Source organism: Bradyrhizobium sp. SZCCHNRI1029, from assembly GCF_032487555.1.
In the GTDB taxonomy this organism is placed as follows: Bacteria; Pseudomonadota; Alphaproteobacteria; order Rhizobiales; family Xanthobacteraceae; genus Bradyrhizobium.
On record NZ_JAUEUK010000001.1, the window covers coordinates 474,904 to 496,542 of the forward strand.

20 protein-coding genes are annotated in these 21,639 nt (G+C 65.8%); 13 read left to right on the forward strand and 7 right to left on the reverse strand.

Features of this window, described 5'->3' with window-relative positions; all coding sequences use genetic code 11:
* Positions 1-64 precede the first annotated feature (64 nt).
* Positions 65-892 carry a helix-turn-helix transcriptional regulator gene (locus QW861_RS02225; RefSeq protein ID WP_315749944.1) on the forward strand — a complete coding sequence of 276 codons (828 nt, stop codon included), beginning with the start codon at positions 65-67 and terminating at the stop codon, positions 890-892.
* A 156-nt stretch (positions 893-1,048) separates the two neighbouring features.
* Positions 1,049-1,819: an exodeoxyribonuclease III gene (gene xth, locus QW861_RS02230; RefSeq protein WP_315749942.1), complete on the forward strand. Its 771-nt coding sequence runs from the start codon at positions 1,049-1,051 to the stop codon at positions 1,817-1,819.
* 28 nt (positions 1,820-1,847) lie between these two features.
* Here xth and QW861_RS02235 read toward each other — a convergent pair whose 3' ends face one another.
* Together QW861_RS02235 and QW861_RS02240 are read right to left on the reverse strand one after the other, a co-directional pair.
* Entirely contained in the window at positions 1,848-2,351 is a 504-nt protein-coding gene (locus tag QW861_RS02235; protein WP_315749941.1) for a hypothetical protein, read from the reverse strand.
* Between the two features lie 160 nt (positions 2,352-2,511).
* Complete coding sequence (locus tag QW861_RS02240) at positions 2,512-3,237, reverse strand: alpha/beta hydrolase (RefSeq protein ID WP_315749940.1); 726 nt, start codon at positions 3,235-3,237, stop codon at positions 2,512-2,514.
* Between the two features lie 104 nt (positions 3,238-3,341).
* Here QW861_RS02240 and QW861_RS02245 point away from each other — a divergent pair, with 104 nt between their 5' ends.
* Positions 3,342-4,328 (forward strand): helix-turn-helix domain-containing protein, encoded by a 987-nt coding sequence (locus QW861_RS02245; protein WP_315749939.1) that lies wholly within the window; start codon positions 3,342-3,344, stop codon positions 4,326-4,328.
* Between the two features lie 13 nt (positions 4,329-4,341).
* Here the strand turns inward: QW861_RS02245 and QW861_RS02250 are convergent, their stop codons facing one another.
* Positions 4,342-4,635 (reverse strand): GlsB/YeaQ/YmgE family stress response membrane protein, encoded by a 294-nt coding sequence (locus tag QW861_RS02250; protein WP_315749938.1) that lies wholly within the window; start codon positions 4,633-4,635, stop codon positions 4,342-4,344.
* 606 nt (positions 4,636-5,241) lie between these two features.
* On the opposite strand from QW861_RS02250, the gene QW861_RS02255 reads away from it, so the two are divergent.
* From QW861_RS02255 to QW861_RS02275, 5 genes are all read left to right on the forward strand, one after another.
* Positions 5,242-6,927, forward strand: coding sequence for an amidohydrolase (locus QW861_RS02255; protein WP_315749936.1), 1,686 nt, complete (start codon positions 5,242-5,244; stop codon positions 6,925-6,927).
* 79 nt (positions 6,928-7,006) lie between these two features.
* Complete coding sequence (locus tag QW861_RS02260) at positions 7,007-8,503, forward strand: amidase (RefSeq protein WP_315749935.1); 1,497 nt, start codon at positions 7,007-7,009, stop codon at positions 8,501-8,503.
* 95 nt (positions 8,504-8,598) lie between these two features.
* The gene (locus tag QW861_RS02265; RefSeq protein WP_315749934.1) at positions 8,599-9,399 is read left to right on the forward strand and encodes a hypothetical protein; all 801 of its coding nucleotides are present in this window, start codon (positions 8,599-8,601) and stop codon (positions 9,397-9,399) included.
* Between the two features lie 247 nt (positions 9,400-9,646).
* Positions 9,647-11,458 carry an amidohydrolase gene (locus tag QW861_RS02270; RefSeq protein ID WP_315749932.1) on the forward strand — a complete coding sequence of 604 codons (1,812 nt, stop codon included), beginning with the start codon at positions 9,647-9,649 and terminating at the stop codon, positions 11,456-11,458.
* Positions 11,459-11,530: 72 nt separating this feature from the next.
* The gene (locus QW861_RS02275; protein WP_315749931.1) at positions 11,531-13,036 is read left to right on the forward strand and encodes an MFS transporter; all 1,506 of its coding nucleotides are present in this window, start codon (positions 11,531-11,533) and stop codon (positions 13,034-13,036) included.
* A gap of 14 nt (positions 13,037-13,050) precedes the next feature.
* Here the strand turns inward: QW861_RS02275 and QW861_RS02280 are convergent, their stop codons facing one another.
* Entirely contained in the window at positions 13,051-13,869 is an 819-nt protein-coding gene (locus QW861_RS02280; RefSeq protein ID WP_315749930.1) for an LssY C-terminal domain-containing protein, read from the reverse strand.
* Between the two features lie 199 nt (positions 13,870-14,068).
* Complete coding sequence (locus QW861_RS02285; protein WP_409998620.1) at positions 14,069-14,356, reverse strand: hypothetical protein; 288 nt, start codon at positions 14,354-14,356, stop codon at positions 14,069-14,071.
* A 270-nt stretch (positions 14,357-14,626) separates the two neighbouring features.
* Here QW861_RS02285 and QW861_RS02290 point away from each other — a divergent pair, with 270 nt between their 5' ends.
* The 5 genes from QW861_RS02290 to QW861_RS02310 all read left to right on the forward strand — a co-directional run bounded on the left by QW861_RS02290 (position 14,627) and on the right by QW861_RS02310 (position 20,245).
* On the forward strand, positions 14,627-15,352 hold the full coding sequence (locus tag QW861_RS02290; protein WP_315712457.1) for a sulfite exporter TauE/SafE family protein: 726 nt from the start codon (positions 14,627-14,629) through the stop codon (positions 15,350-15,352).
* 19 nt (positions 15,353-15,371) lie between these two features.
* Entirely contained in the window at positions 15,372-16,862 is a 1,491-nt protein-coding gene (gene radA / locus QW861_RS02295) for a DNA repair protein RadA (protein ID WP_315749927.1), read from the forward strand.
* Between the two features lie 174 nt (positions 16,863-17,036).
* Positions 17,037-17,663: a CvpA family protein gene (locus QW861_RS02300; RefSeq protein ID WP_315712460.1), complete on the forward strand. Its 627-nt coding sequence runs from the start codon at positions 17,037-17,039 to the stop codon at positions 17,661-17,663.
* Positions 17,664-17,686: 23 nt separating this feature from the next.
* Positions 17,687-19,219 (forward strand): amidophosphoribosyltransferase, encoded by a 1,533-nt coding sequence (purF, locus tag QW861_RS02305; RefSeq protein WP_315712462.1) that lies wholly within the window; start codon positions 17,687-17,689, stop codon positions 19,217-19,219.
* A gap of 282 nt (positions 19,220-19,501) precedes the next feature.
* Positions 19,502-20,245, forward strand: coding sequence for an SDR family NAD(P)-dependent oxidoreductase (locus QW861_RS02310; protein ID WP_315750040.1), 744 nt, complete (start codon positions 19,502-19,504; stop codon positions 20,243-20,245).
* A gap of 42 nt (positions 20,246-20,287) precedes the next feature.
* Here QW861_RS02310 and QW861_RS02315 read toward each other — a convergent pair whose 3' ends face one another.
* Positions 20,288-20,677 carry a 4Fe-4S binding protein gene (locus tag QW861_RS02315; RefSeq protein ID WP_316192653.1) on the reverse strand — a complete coding sequence of 130 codons (390 nt, stop codon included), beginning with the start codon at positions 20,675-20,677 and terminating at the stop codon, positions 20,288-20,290.
* A gap of 24 nt (positions 20,678-20,701) precedes the next feature.
* Complete coding sequence (locus QW861_RS02320) at positions 20,702-21,595, reverse strand: VOC family protein (protein WP_316192654.1); 894 nt, start codon at positions 21,593-21,595, stop codon at positions 20,702-20,704.
* Between the last annotated feature and the right edge of the window lie 44 nt (positions 21,596-21,639).

Consider the following 21,639-nt stretch of genomic DNA (forward strand, 5'->3'; position numbering starts at 1 on the left):
GGATATTGCTAGGCTGCTCATGCGGGTAAAGTTGTGACTTTATACGGGTATAATCGCTAACAGGATGACGGACGCCAACCCTCTCGGGACCTATCTCAGGGATCGCCGCGCCAAGCTCGATCCGACCACCTTCGGCCTGCCGCTGCAGCGGCGGCGAACGCCGGGGCTTCGGCGCGAAGAGGTGGCGCAACGCGCCAATGTGAGCGCCACCTGGTACACCTGGCTCGAGCAAGGGCGCGGCGGCGCGCCCTCCGCCGACGTGCTGGACCGCATCGCTCGCGCCATGATGCTGACCGACGCCGAGCGCGAGCATCTGTTCCTGCTCGGTCTCGGCCGGCCACCCGAAGCCCGCTATCACGCGATCGACGGCATCTCACCCCGTCTCCAACGCGTGCTCGATACGCTGGAATACAGTCCCGCCTTCGTTCGCACGGCGACATGGGACATCCTCGCCTGGAACAGGGCGGCTGCGGCTGTCCTCACCGACTACAGCACCCTGCCGGAGGGCCAGCGCAATGTTCTGCGCATGATGTTCCACGACAGCCGTGTCCGCGCAGCACAGCCCAACTGGCAGGCCGTGGCGCGCTATGTGGTCGCGTCCTTCCGCGCCGACGTGGCCCGCGCCGGCGCGGCCCGCAATGTCCAATCGCTGGTCGACGAGCTCTGCGCGACGAGCCCGGAATTCGCGGCGATGTGGCGCGACAACGATGTGCAAGGGCGGCACGGTGACGGCGTGAAGGCTCTGGAGCATCCCGTCGCCGGATCGCTCTCGATAGAATTTTCGGGCTTCGCCGTCGATGGCCGGCCCGACCTCACCATGGTGATCTACAATCCCGCGACGCCGGAGGATGCCGACAAGATCCGTGCGCTGGTGACGTCGCGACCGAAGTAGATGCGTGCGCCTCTCGACTCGCGCCGCCGAGAAGCGCGTGGGTTGCCTGACAGGCCGGGCTTTCGTAGGCAGCCTTGGCTGCATCGACGCTGCCGCGTGAACAAAAAGCCGATTGCGAGCTTGGTCATCCGGACCATCCCCACGGCGACGGGCCTCATGAAGATCGCGACCTTCAACATCAACAATGTCCGGCGGCGGCTCCCCAATCTGCTGCGCTGGCTGCGCGCGGCCAAGCCCGACATCGTCTGCCTGCAGGAGCTGAAATGCACCCAGGCCGATTTCCCCGTCGATGCGATCGCCAAGGCCGGCTATGGCGCGGTGTGGCAGGGTCAGAAGACCTGGAACGGCGTCGCGATCCTTGCGCGCAAGGCCGAGCCGGTGCTGACCCGCACCGCCCTGCCCGGCAATCCCAGAGACGAGGAGGCGCGCTACATCGAGGCCGCGGTGCGCGGCCTCGTCGTCGGCTGCCTCTATTTGCCGAACGGCAATCCGCAGCCGGGGCCGAAATTCGACTATAAGCTCGCCTGGTTCAAACGCCTGCAGAAGCACGCGGCTGATTTCATCAAGGACGACCTGCCGGCCGTGCTCGCCGGCGACTACAATGTGGCGCCTGCTACGCTCGACATCTATCCGACGCGATCCTGGGACAAGGACGCGCTGATCCAGCCGAAGAGCCGCGCCGCCTTCAAGGCGCTGGTCGATCAAGGCTGGTGCGACGCGATCCGGATGCTGCATCCGGACGCGCCGATGTTCACGTTCTGGGACTACAAGCGCAACCGCTGGCCGCGCGATGCCGGCCTGCGGCTCGACCACCTGCTGCTGAGCCCGCAACTCGCGCCGCGCCTTGCCAAGGCCGGCGTCGACCGCGCCATCCGCGGCGAGGACGGCGCCAGCGACCACGCGCCGGCCTGGATCGTGCTGAAATAATCCGAAGTCGCGTGTCCGCGTCGGAGCCTCAGCCGCGGTCGGGCCAGGTCTGCTGCAGATTGGTCGCGCGCTCGGGCAGGCCCTCAGTCAGCACCGCCATGCCGCCGCACACCGGCAGATGCACGACGAGGCTCGCGGCATCCGGCACGTTCGGGCGCGGCGTCACGTTCCACAGCATGATCTCCTGGCGCGTGCGGCGGATCTCCTTGAACTCGTAACTATACGTCTCCGAGCCGCGCGGATATTCGCGCCAGAGCTGGCCTTCCTTGCGGAAGCTGCTCTGCGTGCCGTCATAGCGATCGGAATAGGACAGGCAGGCCGGCACGTTCAGCGCCTCGAGCACGGCCGCGCCGACGTTCGACGCCGCGGGAAGGACGCTGTTCACCGCGCCGATCGCGGCGAACACGGTCGTGATCGCGCCGGCGGCCATCGCGAGCCAGCCGGCCTTGGTCGCGGCCGGGCGCGCGGGCGCATTCGCGGCGGACACCTTGGATGCAAGTCCGCGAGGGGACGTCAGATGGAGCTGGGCCATGACGCGTTCTCCGATGGTGCGGCGAGGATGGATGCCCCGCCGGGCTGCATTCATCGGAGATCAGTCTGGCCGATCGCGCTCCCGGCGAATGTGACGCCGATCACAACCTGGAATGATGACCGCCCGGCGCCACACCGGGAGCGCGTGGCGACACGCGCCGTCAATCGCGTCCCGCATCCATGATCGCCTGCGCGAGCCGGCCGGGATCGGAGAAGCACAGCTCATGGCTGCCGGGCACCTGGACCAGCCGGAACAGGCCGAGCTTGCCGGACAGCCGCGGATGCCATGGCAGGCTGTGCGGCAGCGCCGTGTCCTCGGTGCAGTTGATGTAGGATTTCGCGATTGCCATCTCGGCGGGATTGGCGCGCAGCTTGATCTTGTCGGTGAAGGTCTTGTTGGGATGCGGATTGAGCATCTCATAGGTGCGCGTCGCGGTGGCGAGATCGGCGTCGTTGATGAAGGCCTCGCGCCAGACCGGGAACGGCAGCACCACCGAACCGTCGCCGCGCTCCGCAGCGACCGCGTCGAACAGCGCAACATAGTGCGGTGGCACCATGTCGTTGAGGCACTCGCCGTCGTTGGGCACGAACGCATTCCAGTAGACCAGGCGGCGGATGCGCTGAGCGATGCGGTCGGCGACGCCGGTGATGACCATGCCGCCATAGGAGTGCCCCATCAGCACGGCGTCGGTGATGTCATGCTCGGTGAAGTAGTCGCAGATCGAGGCGATCGCCTCGTCGAGTCCGGTGGTCCTTGCGTCGCCGGGGCGGTTGCCGCGGATGGTCGGCAGATGGACGGTGTGGCCGGCGGAGCGAATATGCGCGGCGACCGGCTCGAGCTCGGCGCCGGTATGCCAGGCGCCATGGACCAGGACGTAGGTTGACATGATCACGTTCCTTTGCACGATGGAAGGCGGTGCAAGGACTATGGGCCGGACCGCGCCCGCGGCGCTTGGCTGCAACTGAACCCGATTGGTCTCGGAGTGAACCGATGGGCGCCGAGCCGGAACGGCAGCGGAGCTGGAATACGGCGGCGGTGCGGCCGGAGGAGCAGTTCTCGTATTACCGCGAGGCGATCTGCCAGGCCTTCATGAACTTGACGCCGGAGCCGGCGCGCGGCATCGGATTCGCTGCGGAGGTGCAAAGCATCAGCCTTGGGAGCGGCGCCATCAACCGCGTCAGCTTTCCCGAGCACATCGTACGCCGCTCGCGCACGGACATCGCCGCTTCCACCCAGCGCTGCTTCTATCTCAACCTCAAGCTGGCCGGCCGCTGCACCATCCTGCAGGACGAATGCGATGTCAGCCTGTCCGCCGGTCAGGTCGGCATCTTCGACAGCGATCGCACCTTCGTGCTGCAGCACGATCGCGGGCCGTCGCTCGGCGTGATCTCGTTCCGCGTCCCCGCCGATGCGCTGTGCAGCCGCCTGCCGGCCGAGCCGGACATCGCGCCGACGCGGCTGTCCGACGATCCATGCGTCGGCGCACTGATCGTGGAGACGGCGCGCTCCCTCAACGCCAATGCGCTGCGGCTCGCGCCCGACGATGCGTCGGCGCTGTTCGGCGTGCTGCTCGATCTGGTGGCGCTGAGCCTGGCGCGCCGCGGCCGCCGCGAGACGCATGCGACCACCTCATTTGCCGATGCGACGACCTTGGCGCTACGCCGCGCCATTCACGAGCGGGTGCGCGAGCCCGGCCTGACGGTGGCGACCATCGCATCTGTCGTCGGGATCAGCGAGCGCTATGTGCACAAGCTGCTGGCCCGCGCCGGGACCAGCTTCTCCGACCTGGTGATGGAGCGCCGGCTCGATGGCGCAGCGCGCGATCTGCGCGATCCCGCCCGATGCGGCCGCGACATCGGCCGCATCGCCTTCGACTGGGGCTTTTCGGATCTGTCGCACTTCACGCGCCGCTTCAAGCAGCGCTTCGGCATGCGCCCGCGCGACTGGCGCGCGGAGACCGCGCGTCACTCCGGCTGACCACCGCCTGCGGTCAGCGCGGACTCGGTTCGCGGGCTGCGCCCCACAACCAGATTGCCGCCAGCAGGACCAGCGAGCCGACGAACGCCGCGACGACATCGCGCAGCGAAATGACGATGCTGCCCATGCCTGGAAACAACCCGAACAGGTTGAACAAGACACCACCGATGAGGGCGCCGACGCATCCCAATCCGATGTTGGTGAGGAGCCCGAAACCGGCTCGGCGGCGCTTCACCAGGATTCCGGCAAGGCCGCCACCAATCAAGCCGACGACGAGCCAAGTCCCTGCATGTGCCAGTGTGAACATTCTTCACTCCGTCGGTCTGCCGTCACCCCTCAGCTGGAGCATCACGGCCAGCAAGCAAGATCATGAGAACACATTGCCGAGCGAAGCGAGACCGCCAGTTGCTACACGAAAGCAGCCAGATCAGGGGTCTTGCTCGCAGAGCCACACGAATCGCACGCTTGCAGGTTACATCGATTTCGTTGCCATGAGCTGAACTCTGCACATCGGATGAGTTCGCAACCCACTCGCAAACTGGCGCAGGCCGGCGTCCATGACAAGGTGATGCGGCCCCTGCTTGCTTCGAATTGGCCATTCCGCTTCGGACGTCGCGTACTTCCTCCCGAAATGACAGTCATTCGAATCTAATCGTCTCGAACACGTACGGCTCATGCGAACGCTTCGCACGCGAAGGGCTACGTAGTTCCCCCGAGTTCATATGATCCGCGGAATCAAGAAGAATGCGTTTCCCGCAGAGCGTGTAAGGATGAATGCATGTGCATCGCATGCAACTGGGCAAGATTCCGTGGTTTGCTCCAGCTTGATTTTGGCTCCGTCAACGAGGCCGAGCCGTCACGACGCAGGCTCCTGCAGGCAGGCGCGGCGTTCGCCGCAGCCGGCGTTGCTTCGGTGTCCGCTCCGACGAACGCCGAGGCGCGAACCGGCGGCGGCAAGGCCGACATCGTGTTTCGCAACGGCCCGGTCTACACCGTGAACGGCGGCCGGGAATGGGCCCGCGCGGTCGCCGTCAAGCAAAAGCACATCGTCTATGTCGGCGATGACGCGGGCGTCCGGTCCTTCATCGGCCCGAAGACCCGCGTCGTCGATCTCGCCGGCAGGATGCTGCTGCCCGGCTTCGTGGAAGGACACATCCATCCGATAGCGGGCGCTGTCGTGACTCGGGGTGTCGATCTTCAGTACGACACAAGGGAGGAGATGCTCGACGCCCTGAAGGCCTATCGCGCCAAGCTGGGCCAGGCCGGCATCGTCCGCGGCTTCGGCTGGCGCTATAACGCTTTTCCGCCGACCGGCCCTCGCAAGGAGGATCTCGATCAGATCTGGCCGGACACGCCCGTCTTTCTCGTCGGGATCGATGGCCATTCCGCCTGGGTCAATTCCAAGACGCTGGCGATTGCCAAGGTGACCAAGGCGACCAAGGATCCGTTGCCCGGCTACAGCTACTTCGAGCGGGACCCGGCCTCGGGAGAGCCGACCGGCTATCTGGTCGAGCCACCGGCGATGTTTCCGGTCCTCAACGCGATCTCGCCGTTCACGACCGGCTATATTGCGGACTCGCTCGCACAGTGGCTGCCGAAGGCGTCGGCGGCCGGCATCACCAGCGTGTTCGATGCCGGACTGCTCGTTCTGCCCGAGGAGACAGGCTACGAACTCTATCAGGATCTGGAGCGCAAAGGAAAACTGCCGTTCCGTGTGGTCGGATCGACCTACCACAACAATCCGGCGATCGACCCCGTGCCGATCGCGATGGCCCTGCGTCGACGCTTCAATTCCGAACTGGTGCAGGCGCCCGTTCTCAAGCTCAACATCGACGGCGGCGAAGCCCAACGGACCGCCGCATTGCTGGCCCCCTATAGCGACGATCCGAGCACGAGCGGCGAGACGCTGGTCCCGCCGGAGCAGTTCAAGGACATCGTCCGCCGCGCCGACAGGGCGGGCCTCAATATTCACATCCATTCCTACGGTGATCGCGCCAACCGCCTGTCGCTGGACGCGTTCGAAGCCGCGATCAAGGCCAATCCGCCGCGCGATCGCCGGCACACGCTGGCGCATCTCATATTTGTTTCACCTGACGATCTGCCGCGCTTCGCCAAGCTCGGCGTCACCGCGCAGTTCTCCGCCCAATGGTCGGTGGCGGATGCCTATTGGCAGGGCGTGATGCGGCCGCGCGTCGGCGCGCGCGCCGAGCAGGCGTTTCGCACCGGCTCGATCCTGCGTCACGGCGCCAACATCTCGCTCGGCACCGATTGGCCGGCCGCCGGCTATTACAGCACCTACAAGCCGCTGGATGCGATCGAGATCGCGACCACGCGGCGGGAGTTGAACAAGCCGGATCAGCCGGCTTTGGTGCCGCTCGACGAGCGGATCAGCCTCGAAGAGGCGATCCGCGCCGCCACCATGGGCCCGGCCTATCAGCTCGGGCTCGACCAGAAGGTCGGTTCGATCGAGGTCGGCAAGCTCGCCGATCTGATCGTGCTTGAAAGAAACCTGTTCGAAGTCGCCCCGCACGACATCCACAACACAAAGGTGCTGATGACCGTCATGAACGGTCAGGTCAGGCACGAACAGCGAAGCTGACTCCGGCGACGTCTCGGACCGACACCTTCAGGACCACATCGACATACTCAGACCGATTCCCGGACATGCGGAGGCGTATATGATCAACAGAAGAATGCTCATCAAAGGCGCGGGAGCGGCGTTGGTCGCGTCCGAACTCGGTTTGCCGGCCGCGCGGGCCGAGTCTGCCGATCCGCTCTGCTACGCGTCGGTCGCCGATCTCATCGCCATGTTCCGGGCCCGCAAGGCGTCGCCGGTCGATCTCTTGAAGGCGCAGATCAAGCGGATCGAAGCCTACAACACGAAGGTCAATTGCATCACCTACGAGCATTTCGATCAGGCGCTCAAGGAGGCCAAGCTGTCCGAGGACCGCTATCGGCGCGGCAACCAGAGGCCGCTCGAAGGGATCACGGTAGCCATCAAGGACGAATTCTCCAGGCCGGGCTGGCGGACCACACAGGGCTCGCTCATCTACAAGGACTCGCCGCCGGCAACGGAAAACTCGGCCATCACCGACTTGCTCGAGGCAGCCGGCGCCGTCATGCCGTTCCAGACGACCGTGCCGGAATTCTACCTCTTCCTCGGCGCGTCCACCCGCGCCTGGGGCACGACACGCAATCCATGGAATCTCGAATACTCTCCGGGCGGGTCGTCGGCGGGATCGGGCGCGGCGCTGGCCGCAGGCTTCACGACGCTCGCCATGGGCTCGGACATGGGCGGCTCGATCCGAATTCCCGCCTCGCAATGTGGTCTCTATGGCTTCAGGCCGCCGTTCGGACGCGTGGCCGGTGGGGAAATCCCGTTCGCGACCTCGGGCCCGATGGCGCGGCGCTTCGACGACCTCGTCCGCCTCCAGAACGCGATCGTCGGTCCGTCCGAGCGGATGATGGCCGCGATGCGCCCTCGCCTCGACTATCCCACCCGTTATCCGCGCCTTTCCGGGTGGCGCATCGCCGTGGATTGGGGCGCCGGCATTGCGGACGTCATACCGTCCGTGAAGGCTGCGATGCTGAGAGGCATCGAGGCTCTGCGCGCCGCGGGTTGCACGGTGGACGAAGTCGATTGCGGCTTCACGAAGGCCCACAAGATGGTCTTCATCCGCGGGCTGATGTCGACGTCCATCGGCACTGCGATCGAGATCTCGAATGCGCATCGCGATCAGCTCTCGCCCTACATGACCGAAATGCTCGACCAGGTCGGCCCGGTCGGACCGCGCCAGGCCGAAGAAGCCGAAGAGCTGCTGCAGCGGCTGCACCGCCAGGTCCAGCAGCGCGTGTTCGGCAAGGGGTACCGCATCCTGCTCATGCCGACCATGGCAACGCCTCTTGTCGGGGCCGACATGTTCAAGAGCAAGGAAAACAAGGTGGACCCGTGGGTAGGCACCGGTCTGGGCTTGGCGCTGACGTGGCACTGGAATCTGCTCAACCGCTATCCGGTCGTCGATGTCCCGCTCGGCTTGGTCGAGGACCGCATGCCCTCGGGCATGCAGGTGATCGGCCAGACCTACACCGATCTCGACACGTTCCAGTTCGCGTCCAACTGGTCTCGTCTCCGGCGGTCCCTGTTCGCGGGCGAGCGTTTTCCGACCTTCACGTGATGCAGCGGGGCCACACGGTGCGGGCGCGAGACAGTGGCTGCAAGAGCGGCGCTTCGACAGCGAGGTCGACAAGGACGCCGAGAGCCTTCCGACACGTGGTTCTGTTGCTCCTGATCTCGGCACTCTGCCATGACTCCGGCGCCCTGGCACAGCAGGCCAAGACGCCGTCGCTCGAAGATCTGGCCAAGGCGGCGCAGAACCCGATCGCGGACACGATCAGCGTCGGCCTTGAGAATATCGCTATGCCGAATACGGGCCCGTACCGGCAGACGGCCGACGTCTTCAAGATCGAGCCGGTCATCCCGTTCCAGCTCAATGCCGACTGGAATCTGGTGACGCGCACGACCATTCCCGGCATCGCCCAGATCCGCTTTTCCCCCGAGCAAGGCCGGATCGGCGGGGTCGGCGACATCAACCAGATCTTCGCGCTCACCCCGTCCCATTCGGGCGCCCTCATCTGGGGTGTCGGCCCGACCTTTTCCTATCCGTCGGCGACCGATCCCGCCCTCGGTTCGGGAAAATGGAGCGCAGGTCCGACCATTGTCGCGCTGACCATGCCGGGTCCATGGGTGCTGGGGGTGCTCGCCAGCAACATCTGGTCGTTTGCAGGTCCGAGCGACCGCGCGCCGGTGAACCAGATGATGCTGCAGTACTTCGTGACCTACAACTTCTCCGACGGATCCTACATCAGCTCGAGTCCCATCATCACGGCGAACTGGCTCGCGAAGGGCAATGATCGCTGGGTCGTCCCGATCGGCGTCGGCGTGGGCAAGCTCTTCATGGTCGACAAGCAGCCGATCAATGCCGAGGTGGGCGCGTACTACAATCTGCTGAAACCGGACCAGGCATCGCATTGGCAGTTTCGGGCCAGCCTGGCTTTCCTGTTTCCAAAATGACGCTGCTTGGAACGAGCGGCCTCCGTGGCCGTGAGCAGCAATCCGGTCTGCAATCCTGTCTGAAGGCATTCGATTTGAATTTTCACCATCAGCAAGCATCCAGAGCATCAGTCTGCGTGCGTACGCTCGACGCCTTTGAGGCCGATTTGATCGCGGTCAATCCTGGCGGCCGCGGAGGAACGTAGTTTAGCGTTCGATCAGGGAAGGATGCGGCTCACGCGGAACGCGGGCTTTTCGGAGCAGGACAATGTGCATCGCATGCGGCTCAGCCATCGGTTCGCTGTTCGCGGCGTCGAAGCCGGAGGGCGGCGGACTGACCCGTCGCCAGATGGTTGCAACAACGGCTGCCGCCGCAGCATTCGCGGCCGCGGGCTCGGCTCCGGCTTTTGCCGCCCCCAATCGCACGACCGTGTTTCGCGGCGGGCGCGTCTACACGGTGGAAGACTCGCAGCCCTGGGCGGCGGCCGTCGTCGTCAAGGGCGACAAGATCGTCTATGTCGGCGACGATGCCGGAGCGATGAAGTTTGCCGGACGGGGGGCTGAGGTCATCGACCTCAAGGGCCGCATGCTGATGCCGGGCTTCGTCGAGGCGCATTGGCATCTTTGCACTCTGGCATTTGCCCGCGGCGCCTGGGTCAACGAGGAAGATCCTGAGCGCATCTCCGAGATCCTGCGCGATTACGCCAAGACGCATTCCGACGAGAAGTTCATTCTCGGCTTCGGATGGATCGCGGGCGCGTTTCCCGCCTCGGGTCCCCGCAAGGAACCGCTGGACGCGATCTTCCCCGACCGGCCGGTCCTGCTCGTCAGTTGCGATCTGCACAGCTACTGGGTCAATTCCAAGCTGCTGGAGATGGCCGGCATCACGAGGGACACCCCACGCGACGTCGTGCCCGGCTCCTCCTGGTACGAAAAGGATCCCAATGGCGAGCCGACTGGCTTCATTTCGGAAGTACCCGCGCTGTTCGCGGTACTGAAGACGCTCGAAAAGCACGGCATCGAACCGTTCGGCCTCAAGTCGGCCGCCGCCGCCATCGAGGAATGGCAGCCCAAGCTCGCAGCCGCCGGCATCACCACCCTCTTCGATGCCGGCTTCAGCGCCTGGCCGACCGAGCAGCATCACGGTTTCGACATGCTGGTCGACCTCGAGAGCCGCGGCAAGCTGCTGCAACGCGTGATCGGCAGCCTCTATCACAACGACCCCAACGTCGATCCGCTGCCGATCATTCGGGCCTATCGGAAGCGCTATCGCACTCCGCTGGTCAAGGCCGAGGTGCTCAAGCTGATCGTCGATGGCACCGAGCTGAGCCGCACCGCCTATCTGCTGGATCCCTATGCCGGAAGGCAGGATTGGCGCGGCGAACCATTGTTGCCATCGCCCGTGTTGAATCGAATCCTGCGCGAAGCCCATGCGGAGGGAATCGATACGCACCTTCACGCCGTCGGCGACGCCGCAGTTCGCATGAGCCTGGATGGATACGAAGCCGCGTTCGGCAGGCAGGGCCCCGGCAACCGCCGCCATACCATCTGCCACGCGTTCCTCACCGCGCCCTCGGACATTGCGCGCTTCAGAAAGCTCGGCCTGATTGCGAACACCCAGATCCAGTGGGGCGTGCCGGATACGAGCCAGCGCCGCATCCGCGAGATCTACGGCGAAGAGCGCTGGAGCCGCATGTACAGCTTCAAGACGTTCATCGACCAAGGCGTCACGGTGTCGTTCGGAATGGATGCCCTGGCGACCGGCTCCAAGGTCGTGGTCAAGCCGCTCGAGGCGGTGCAGGCCGGCCATACGCGCCAGGAGCCCGGCAAGCCCGACGGCCTGGTCCATCCGCCCGCTGCCGAACGCCTGAGCCTGCCGCAGCTCATCCGAGGCTACACAATCAACGGAGCTTACCAGATGCGCATGGAGGATAAGATCGGCTCCATCAAGGTCGGGAAGCTGGCCGATCTGATCGTGCTGGAGAAGAACCTGTTCGATGTCGGGCCGCACGAGATCGGCAAGGTGAACGTTCAGTTGACGATGATGAACGGCCGGATCACGCATCGCGACAGACTCTGAACGGGAATGAGGACGGTGCACGAGATGGCGAATGCGCGGACTGAACAGAATCTTGCGCCGGCGGATTCGCCGATGTCGAAACGTAATCGCTGGCTGATCCTCCTGACCGTCTCCAGCGCGCTGGCGCTCGTCGTCATCGACATGACGGTGCTCTATACCGCGCTGCCCAGCCTGACCCATGAGCTCGGAGCAACCGCCTCGGAGAAATTGTGGATCGTCATGGCCTACGGGCTCGTCGTCGCCGGCCTGCTTCCAGGCTTCGGCTCGCTCGGCGATCGCGTCGGGCACAAGAGGACATTCGTCGCCGGCCTCATCGTCTTCGGACTGGCCTCGGTCGTCGCCGCCTATTCGCCGACCGCCACGATCCTGGTTGGCGGACGCGTCCTGCTCGCGATCGGCGCCGCTCTGATGATGCCGGCGACGCTGTCGATCATTCGCATCACCTTCTCCGATGACCACGAACGGGCGCTCGCCATCGCGATCTGGGGAGCCGTTGCGTCCAGCGGGGCGGCAGTCGGCCCCTTGGTCGGCGGTGTCCTGCTGGAATATTTCTGGTGGGGCTCGGTCTTTCTGATCAACGTGCCGCTCGTCGTCCTGGCGCTGGTCGCCGGCCTGCTGCTGATTCCTGCACCGGCCGATCGTGCTGAGCGCGACTGGGACCTCCTCGGTTCAGTGCAGGTGATGGCCGGGCTGATCGGCTTCGCCTACGTCGTCGAGGAGCTCGGCAGTCGCCAGTCTTCCTATGTCGTCCTTGCCGGCACGGCTGTCGCGACGGTCATCATGTTGACGGTGTTCGTACGCCGTCAATTGCGTCTCGAGGATCCTTTGCTCGACTTCACCCTGTTCCGAAACGTCGAGTTCACGCTCAGCGTGATCACCGCGATCGTGGCTTCGCTTGCCATTGCGGGGACGGAGCTCGCGATCAGCCAGCGCCTGCAACTCGTCCTCGGCTACTCGCCGCTGCAGGCGGCATTGTACATCCTGCCGGCCCCGCTCGGTGCATTCATCGGCGGGCCGCTCGCGAGCCTCATGCTCCGTCGCGTGGGAGCCGCCACCACGATGTCCGGCGCGCTGTTGATCGCCGGCATCGGCGCGGCCGGTTACCTGCTCTGCTACAACGCCAATCTGGCCCTGCAATTGGTCTGCATCGCGATCAACGGGCTCGGGCTCGGAGCATCCATTGCCGCCGCCTCCAACTCCGTGATGAATCACGCGCCTGAAGGCCGCGAAGGCATGGCCGCGTCGATCGAGGAGGTGTCGTTCGAGCTCGGCGGCACGATCGGCATCAGCATTTTCGGCAGCATCCTGTCCGGAGTCTATACGGCGTTCATGGTTCTGCCCGACGGCCTCGGCATTCCCGCCGTTGCGCGCGATAGCATCGACGAGGCGCTGATCGCCGCCGAGCGGCTGCCAACCGAACTCGCTGCCATCGTCACCTCGCACGCTCACCGCGCCTTCGATCAGGCGTTCCTGACGGTCGTCTGCGTTGCGATGGTCGTCCTGCTCGGCACCGCCTTCCTGGTCCGGCCCCGAGCAGAGCGAACGACATCGAAAGAGGCTCGTCAGCATGTCCATTAGACAGACGACGGCAATCATGTGCCGTCGTCCGTGGTGGAGACCAACATGCTCGCCAACGCAATGTCACCGTCCGTCACGTAGTGATTGACCCGCTCAGGGAGGCTCTGACCAGCTTTGTACAGCTCCACGATCTCGATCGATCGTGTCCTGATCAGTTCGGCCATGATGTAGTCCCGCTCGGCGTTGACATCCGGGTCGGTGGCGTGCGTGACCTGAAACGTCAATCGAGTGAACGATAGGCCGGTGTCCTTCGTGCCGGCTCCGACCCACAGAGCGGATTCATCGACCGCCGGCCGATCGGCGTTGGACCAGAAATCGCCTGCATTCCAGGTTTGCTCTGCGTGTGCCAGGCCAACAGCCCAGAACCTGACGTGATGGCGCTGTCGCGGGCTGTTGCCGATGGCTTTCTGAAAGCCGATATCCTGGCCGCGTCCGAACAGATAGAGCGTGCTGAACGGAGCGGTGGGGTAAGGCGTATCGAGGACGAAGGCGCGGATCATGGCCCAAGAGCTCGTCAGGCCCAATCGGTCCGCTTCAGACCACCCCACCGCAGCAAAGCTTGCGCGAAGCTGTTGGAGCGTCCCGACCAGGGCGAGATTGACGGGGTCGCCGGGCAATCCATCACCCGTGATCGTGTAGCTGGGCACTCGCCGCTTCTGAAGAATCCTGAGACTCAACCGGATCACGCGTGGCAGAACGACATAGGCCGCGAACGCGTAGCTGACGCCGACTGCGACAATCCAGGGCAGCCTGCGGTTCGCGGTCTCGAACACCACGAAGACGATCAGCCAGACCGTGAAGATCCCCAGCCCGGCGACCAGCACGCGTTGCATGAGGCGTATGAGCAGTCGCACTGGATCGGTCCGGCGAAAGGAAGTGAACAGCAGTCGGTGTTTTCGGGAAGGTGTCCGATCTTCATCGCGATGGCAACACCGCACCTGGACGCATGAAACCGCCCGGTCGGCGGCGTTTCGACCAGCTCGTCTGCGTTGCTCGACATCCGCAGTCCAACGCAATCGGACTGCGCGGGGCTTACGCCGACAGCCGCTCGGCGTTGGCCGCGACATAATCCCGATAGAGATCGACGACCGCCGCCGGGCTGGCGCCGGCCATCAGCTTCGCCGTCGCCTCCAGGGCTGCGGCGAGCTTTTCGCTGACCATCAGCTCCGCCTCCTCGCCCGCATCGGCTTCGCCGCGCGCGAACTTTTCCAGCCGGAGCCGGATGACCTCGCCGGCTTCCATGGCCAGCATCGCGGCCGCGAACCAGGGGAACTCCGCCTCGGCGGTTGCCGTCATGGACGGCCGCATCTGCAAGGACATTAGCGTTTTGCTCATCGTCATCGTCCGAGAACATCGGCGGACGTGCGAGGAATACGCTTCAACTTTTAATGATGCGGACGCACAATCATCGCCGATTTCGAGTCGGCTCGAACCACCCGTTAACCACCTGGGCCCTGCTTCTCTCATCCGTCATTGCGAGGAGCGAAGCGGCGAAGCAATCCAGAGTCATGCGCGCGACTCTGGATTGATTCGCTTCGCTCGCAATGACGGGAGAGAGATCTTGCCCGCCATCACGAAGGCGCGAAAATCTTGGGCTTCCTCTTCGTCCTCGCGGTCGGCCTCGTGGCCGGTACCTTGTCCGGCATCGTCGGCACCGGCTCGTCGATCATGCTGATGCCGGTGCTGGCCTACGAGTACGGCCCGAAGGAGGCCGTGCCGATCATGGCGGTCGCTGCGGTCATGGCGAACCTGTCGCGCATCCTGGCGTGGTGGCGCGAGGTCGACTGGCGCGCCTGCGCGGCCTATTCGGTCACCGGCATTCCGGCCGCCGCACTCGGCGCGCGCACCTTGCTGATCCTGCCGTCGCAGGCGGTCGATATCACGATCGGGCTGTTCCTGATGGCGATGGTGCCGGTACGGCATTGGCTGACGCGGCACGACCTCAAGGCCAACCTCTGGCATCTCGCGCTCGGCGGCGCGATCATCGGTTTCCTCACCGGCATCGTGGTCTCGACCGGACCGCTGAGCGTGCCGCTGTTCCTGTTCTACGGGCTGTCGAAGGGCGCGTTCCTCGCCACCGAGGCCGCGAGCTCGCTCGGGCTCTACGTCTCGAAATCCATCACCTTCCAGCGTTTCGGCGCGCTGACGCCGGACATTCTGCTCAAGGGCCTGATCGCCGGCGGCTCGCTGATGGCTGGCGCCTTCGTCGCCAAGCGCTTCGTGCTGCACATGAAGCCCGATGTGTTCCGCGTGGTGATGGATGGCATCATGCTGGCCGCGGGCCTAAGTATGTTATGGAACGCCACCCACTCCTGACCGCACCGATTCTCACCTCATGGCCAAGACCACGCTCTCCTTCGTCTGCCAGAACTGCGGCGCGGCCTATTCGCGCTGGCAGGGCAAGTGCGAGGCCTGCGGCGAGTGGAACACGCTGGCCGAGGAAGACACGACGGGCGCGACCTCCGCGCCGGTCTCGCTGCGCTCCAAGCGCAAGGGCCGCACCTTCCAGTTGGAATCGCTGACCGGCAAGACCATCGACGCGCCGCGGCTGTCGTCGGGCATGACCGAGCTCGACCGCGTCACCGGCGGCGGCTTCGTCCGCGGCTCGGTGCTCTTGGTCGGCGGCGATCCCGGCATCGGCAAATCGACGTTGCTGACCCAGGCGACCTCGATGCTGGCGCGCGCCGGCCATCGCGCGGTCTACATTTCCGGCGAGGAAGCTGTCGCCCAGGTGCGGCTGCGCGCCGAGCGCCTCGGGCTTGCGGATGCGCCGGTACAACTGGCGGCTGAGACGTCGGTGGAGGACATCATCGCGACCCTGTCCGAAGGCGGCGTGCCGCGACTGATCGTGATCGATTCGATCCAGACGATGTGGACCGACACCGTCGAATCGGCGCCGGGCACGGTGACGCAAGTGCGCGCCTCGGCGCAGAAGCTGATCAGGTTCGCCAAGAAATCCGGCGCCGCGATCATCCTGGTCGGCCACGTCACCAAGGACGGCCAGATCGCCGGGCCCCGCGTCGTCGAGCACATGGTCGACGCGGTGCTGTCGTTCGAGGGCGAGGGCTCGCAGCAGTTCCGCATCCTGCGCGCGGTCAAGAACCGGTTCGGCCCGACCGACGAGATCGGCGTGTTCGAAATGACCGGATTGGGTCTGCGCGAGGTCACCAACCCCTCCGAGCTGTTCCTGTCCGAGCGCGATCTCGGCAGCCCCGGCACGGCGGTCTTTGCCGGGATCGAGGGCACGCGCCCCGTGCTGGTCGAAATCCAGGCCCTGGTGGCGCCGACCTCCCTCGGCACGCCGCGCCGCGCCGTGGTCGGCTGGGATCCGAGCCGGCTGTCGATGGTGCTGGCCGTGCTGGAGGCGCATTGCGGCGTCAAGCTGTCGGGCCACGACGTCTATCTCAACGTCGCCGGCGGCCTGCGCATCAACGAGCCTGCGGCGGATCTCGCCGCGGCCGCGGCTCTGGTCTCCTCGCTGGTCAACGCTCCGCTGCCGCCCGATGCGGTCTATTTCGGCGAAATCTCGCTGTCGGGCGCGGTCCGACCGGTGGCGCAGACCTCGGCTCGGCTGAAGGAGGCTGCCAAGCTCGGCTTCGGCCGCGTGGTACTGCCGGAGCGCGCCCGCGGCGAGGCCGGCGGCGACGCCGGGCTCAGCCTCAATACCGTCGGCGGATTGACCAGCCTGGTGGCCGACATCGCCGCGCGCGGCACGCCTCGTGCCCGACACGACAGCAGCCGCGAAGACGGCGACCAGGGCCGCCGCAGCCCCAGCCATGCCGAAAAAAATGCCACACCGGCGAGATTCCGCCGCCAGGACGGCTAGCCGGACCGTGACGTTCGCGTGACTCGCCGCTATACAACGCCGCAACCGGTCGCCCACACGGGATCGTGCAGCCGTCCGGACTTGCCGGGGAACCTCGCTGTCCTCCTCCCGGAGGGGCGGTCCTCCGTCGACTCGAAGCGAACCTTGGACCTGTGAAGCGGACCTGAGCAGCCGATGCCGATAACGATCCTCGATCTCATCCTGCTCGGCGTGATGCTGGTGTCGGGGCTGCTCGCGATGGTCCGGGGCTTCATGCGCGAGGTGCTGTCGATCGCGGCCTGGGGCGCGGCCGCCCTGGTCACGCTTTATTCATTCTCCAAGCTGCTGCCGACCGCCAAGACCTATTTCAACAACGATACCGTCGCGAGCGTGGTCGTCGTCGCCGGTACTTTCGTGGGCACCCTGCTGATCGTCTCGGTGATCACGGTCAAAATCTCCGACATGATTCTCGATTCGCGCATCGGCGCGCTCGACCGCACCCTCGGATTCCTGTTCGGACTGGGCCGCGGCCTGCTGATCGTGGTCGTCGCCTTCCTGTTCTTCAGCTGGCTGGTGCCGGACAAGCAGCGCCCGGACTGGGTCACCGGTGCCAAATCCCGTGTGGTCCTGCAGGGAACCGGGGATTGGCTGATGTCGCTCTTGCCTGATGATCCTGAGAACACCATTTTAAAGAAATTCAAGAAGAACAAGCCGGACGACGACCAGACTGACACCGAGTCGCCCGGAGCGGGCGGCGATGGGTATAGCAAGCCTGCCCGCGACAGCTTGAAGAAGCTGATCGAGAAACCCGCGGCCAAGTGAGCTCAGCCCAGAAGAGAGGCGCGATGGACCTGCACCACGATTCTTCCGGCGAAGCCCAAGCGGATACTCACGCGGATCTGGACTTCGGACCTCAAGCCTACCTCAGAGACCCAGACCTTGACGGAGACACGCTGCGCGAAGAGTGCGGCGTGTTCGGCATTTATGGGCACAATGATGCCGCCGCGATCACCGCGCTCGGCCTGCACGCGCTCCAGCATCGCGGCCAGGAAGCCGCCGGCATCGTCTCCTATGACGGCACGCGCTTCCACAGCGAGCGCCGCCTGGGCCTCGTCGGCGACACCTTCTCCCGCCGCGAGGTGATCGAGCGCCTGCCCGGCAATGCCGCGATCGGTCACGTGCGCTACGCGACCACCGGCGCCACGATCCTGCGCAACGTGCAGCCGCTGTTCGCCGAGCTCAATGCCGGCGGCTTCGCTGTCGGCCACAACGGCAACCTCACCAACGGGCTCACGCTCCGCCGCGAGCTGGTGCGCGCCGGCGCCATCATGCAGTCGACCACCGACACCGAGGTGATCCTGCATCTGGTCGCGCATTCCCGCCGCACCAATTTCATCGACCGCTTCATCGAGGCGCTGCGCGCGCTCGAAGGCGCCTACTCGCTGGTCTGCATGACCAACAAGAAGCTGATCGGCGCCCGCGATCCCCTCGGCATCCGCCCGCTGGTGTATGGCGAGCTCGAGGGCTGCCCGATCCTGGCCTCGGAGACCTGCGCGCTCGACATGATCGGCGCGCGCTACATCCGCGACATCGAGCCGGGCGAGGTCGTGATCTTCGATGAAAACGGCGCCCACAGCCACAAGCCGTTCCCGCCGAAGCCGGCGCGTCCCTGCGTCTTCGAATACATCTACTTCGCCCGGCCCGACTCAGTGGTCGGCGGCCGCTCGGTCTACGAGGTCCGCAAGGCATTCGGCGCGCAGCTCGCGCGCGAGAGCCATCCCGACGTCGACGTCGTCGTGCCGGTGCCCGATTCCGGCGTGCCGGCGGCGATCGGCTACAGCCAGCATTCGGGCGTGCCGTTCGAGCTCGGCATCATCCGCAATCACTATGTCGGCCGCACCTTCATCCAGCCGACGCAGGCGATCCGCGAATCCGGCGTGCGCATGAAGCACTCGGCCAACCGCGCCGCGATCGAAGGCAAGCGCATCATCCTGATCGACGACTCGCTGGTGCGCGGCACCACTTCGCGCAAGATCGTGCGCATGATGCGCGACGCCGGCGCCACGGAGGTGCATTTCCGCCTCGCCTCACCGCCGATCCTCTACCCCGACTATTACGGCATCGACCTGCCGGACCGCGGCGGCCTGCTGGCGGCGACGCATTCGCTCGAGGAGATGCGCGAGCTGATCGGCGCCGACTCGCTGGCGTTCCTGTCGATCGACGGCATGTACCGCGCCATGGGCGAGCCGGCCCGCGACCCCGCCGCGCCGAAATACGCCGACCACTGCTTCACCGGCAGCTATCCGACCCACCTCACCGACCAGTCGCTGGTCGAGCCGACCCAGCAGCAATTGTCGCTCCTGGCGGAGGCGAGCTGAGGCTCTTTCCACATGGTGTCATTCCGGGGTGATGCGCAGCATCGAACCCGGAATCTCGAAATTGTTTTGTGCGCCTGACCTCTAGATTCCGGGTTCGAGGCCTAACGGCCTCGCCCCGGAATGACGGCGTTCGATCGGCCGTCGTCCCGGCACATGCCGGAGGCCCTGACCACCGGCCGTCGTTTGTCGGGCAGGACTAGCCACAGCCACCCAACTCCATCATAACCGCCGCGGAATATGGATCCCGGCGTTCGCCGGGACGACGGCTGAGAGATGATCGTGATGACCCTTCCCCTCGCCAATCGTATTGCCCTCGTCACCGGCGCCTCGCGCGGCATCGGCCATGCGACCGCCCGCGCGCTCGCGCGCGCCGGTGCGCATGTCGTCGCCGTCGCCCGCACCCAGGGCGGGCTGGAGGAGCTCGACGACGAGATCCGGAAAGAGACCGGCAGCGGCGCCACCCTGGTGCCGCTCAGCATGACCGACAGCGACGGCATCGCCCGGCTCGGCGCCGCGCTGCATGAGCGCCATGGCAAGCTCGACATCCTCGTCGGCAATGCCGCCGTGCCCGGCCCCTCCTCACCGCTCGGCCATATCGACCTCAAGCCGTGGAACGACGTCGTCGCGGTCAACCTCACCGCCAACTTCCAGCTGATCCGCTGCATGGAGCCGCTGCTGAAGGCCTCCGACGCCGGCCGCGCGGTGTTCCTCACCTCAGGCGCCGCTCACAAGGCGCAGGCCTATCTCGGCCCCTACGCCGTCACCAAGGCGGCGCTGGAAACGCTGGCTCGGGTGTGGGCGCACGAGACCGAGCGCACGCCGCTGCGCGTCAACCTGTTCAGCCCGGGCCCGATCCGCACCCGCATGCGCGCCACGGTGTTCCCAGGTGAAGACCCGATGACGCTCGAGACACCCGAGCAGGTCGCCGAATTCATCGTGCCGATGTGCCTGCCGTCCTGGACAGAGACCGGCAAGCTCTACGAGTACAAGACCCGCGCGCTGAAGAGCTTTCAGCCACCGGCGTAGACTATCGCGTCGACGGCACCAGGTCGGTCGCAGGCTCCATTCCTACGTCGCACTGTCACCCGCCGCGACCTCCACGAGATCAATGGCGCGCTCCGGGCAAGCCACCACGCACAGGCCGCAGGCAAGGCAGAGATAGCTCTTCGGCGTGTAGGCCGTCTTCATGCCGTGAAAGCGCACACGCATCCTGCCGAGGAAGGACAGCGCGCGGAAATCGTCGTTGCTGATCGGCGCAACGTCGAACACGTTGTAGGGGCACACCTCGACGCAGTCGCCCTTGGCCTCGCATCGGTTGCGGTCGACGACCGGCACGAAGCTGCCCGGCTCGGCCTTGCAGCCGGCGCCCGGACGTTTCGGATGCTGCGCGGCCTTGCGCACCTTGGCAGCCTTGGTGCGCTTCGAGAGCGGTGGTGTCGGCTCGGTCTGGTCGGTCACGTGTCGGCTCCATGGGCGGATGAATCAGGCTTCGGCGGTCAGCATCAGCGTGGTGCCGGCGGGATCGCGCAGCACGTACTGATCGCCCCGCACGATCACCTCGTCGTGGCCGCGCAGCGCGGCGTCGAGGCGCGCGCGGGTGTCGAAGCGGATCGAGAAGCCGCGCAGCCGCGCCACGCCTGCGGGTGCTGGCGGCGCATCGATCCCCTGCCAGACGTTCAGTGCGATACGGTGGGTGTAGGCGCCGCCGGCGCCGAGATCGGCAAACCCCAGCTGTGGCGCGAATGCGCCGGGCAGGAAGCCAAGCCGCGTGTAGAACGTGCGCGCAGCCTCGATGCGCGGGACGTGCAGATGCAGATGGCCGATCCGCGCGGCGTCGGCGAGCGGCGCCGACAGCGGCGGTCCTTTCGCCTGCGCCAGCTCATGGCGCACGTCGAGCGGGCTCCTGCCACTGCAGGGCCGGCCTTCGGCATCGAACACGGTGAAATCGGTCTCGAACGTGCCGTAGCCGCCGAACCGCTCCGGCGTCTCCAGCGTGAACTCGATGCCGAGCCCGTCAGGATCGTTGAGATAGATCGCCTTGGACATCACGTGATCGACCGGCGAGATCGGCGTGCGGCTGGCGATCAGCCGGCGCAGCATCCGCGAGAATTCCGCCTGGTCGGGCACATGGATGGCGAGATGATAGAGGCCGGAGAAGCCGCGCAGCGCCGGGCGTTTCGCACCGGGATGCAGCACCACGAGCGTCTCGCCCGCCGTGCCGAGCTCGGCCGCGCCGTTGCGCTTGCACAGGCGCAGACCTGCGGTCTCGCACCAGAAATCGATCGCGCGCTCGAGATGCGTGACCTCCAGATGCACCGGCCCGAAGGTCGCGATCTCGCTGGATGCGCCGGTTCGCGGCAAGGTCAGATGGTCCATGTGCGATCTCCGATTGGTCCGTCGTTGCGGCCGCGCCCGATGCG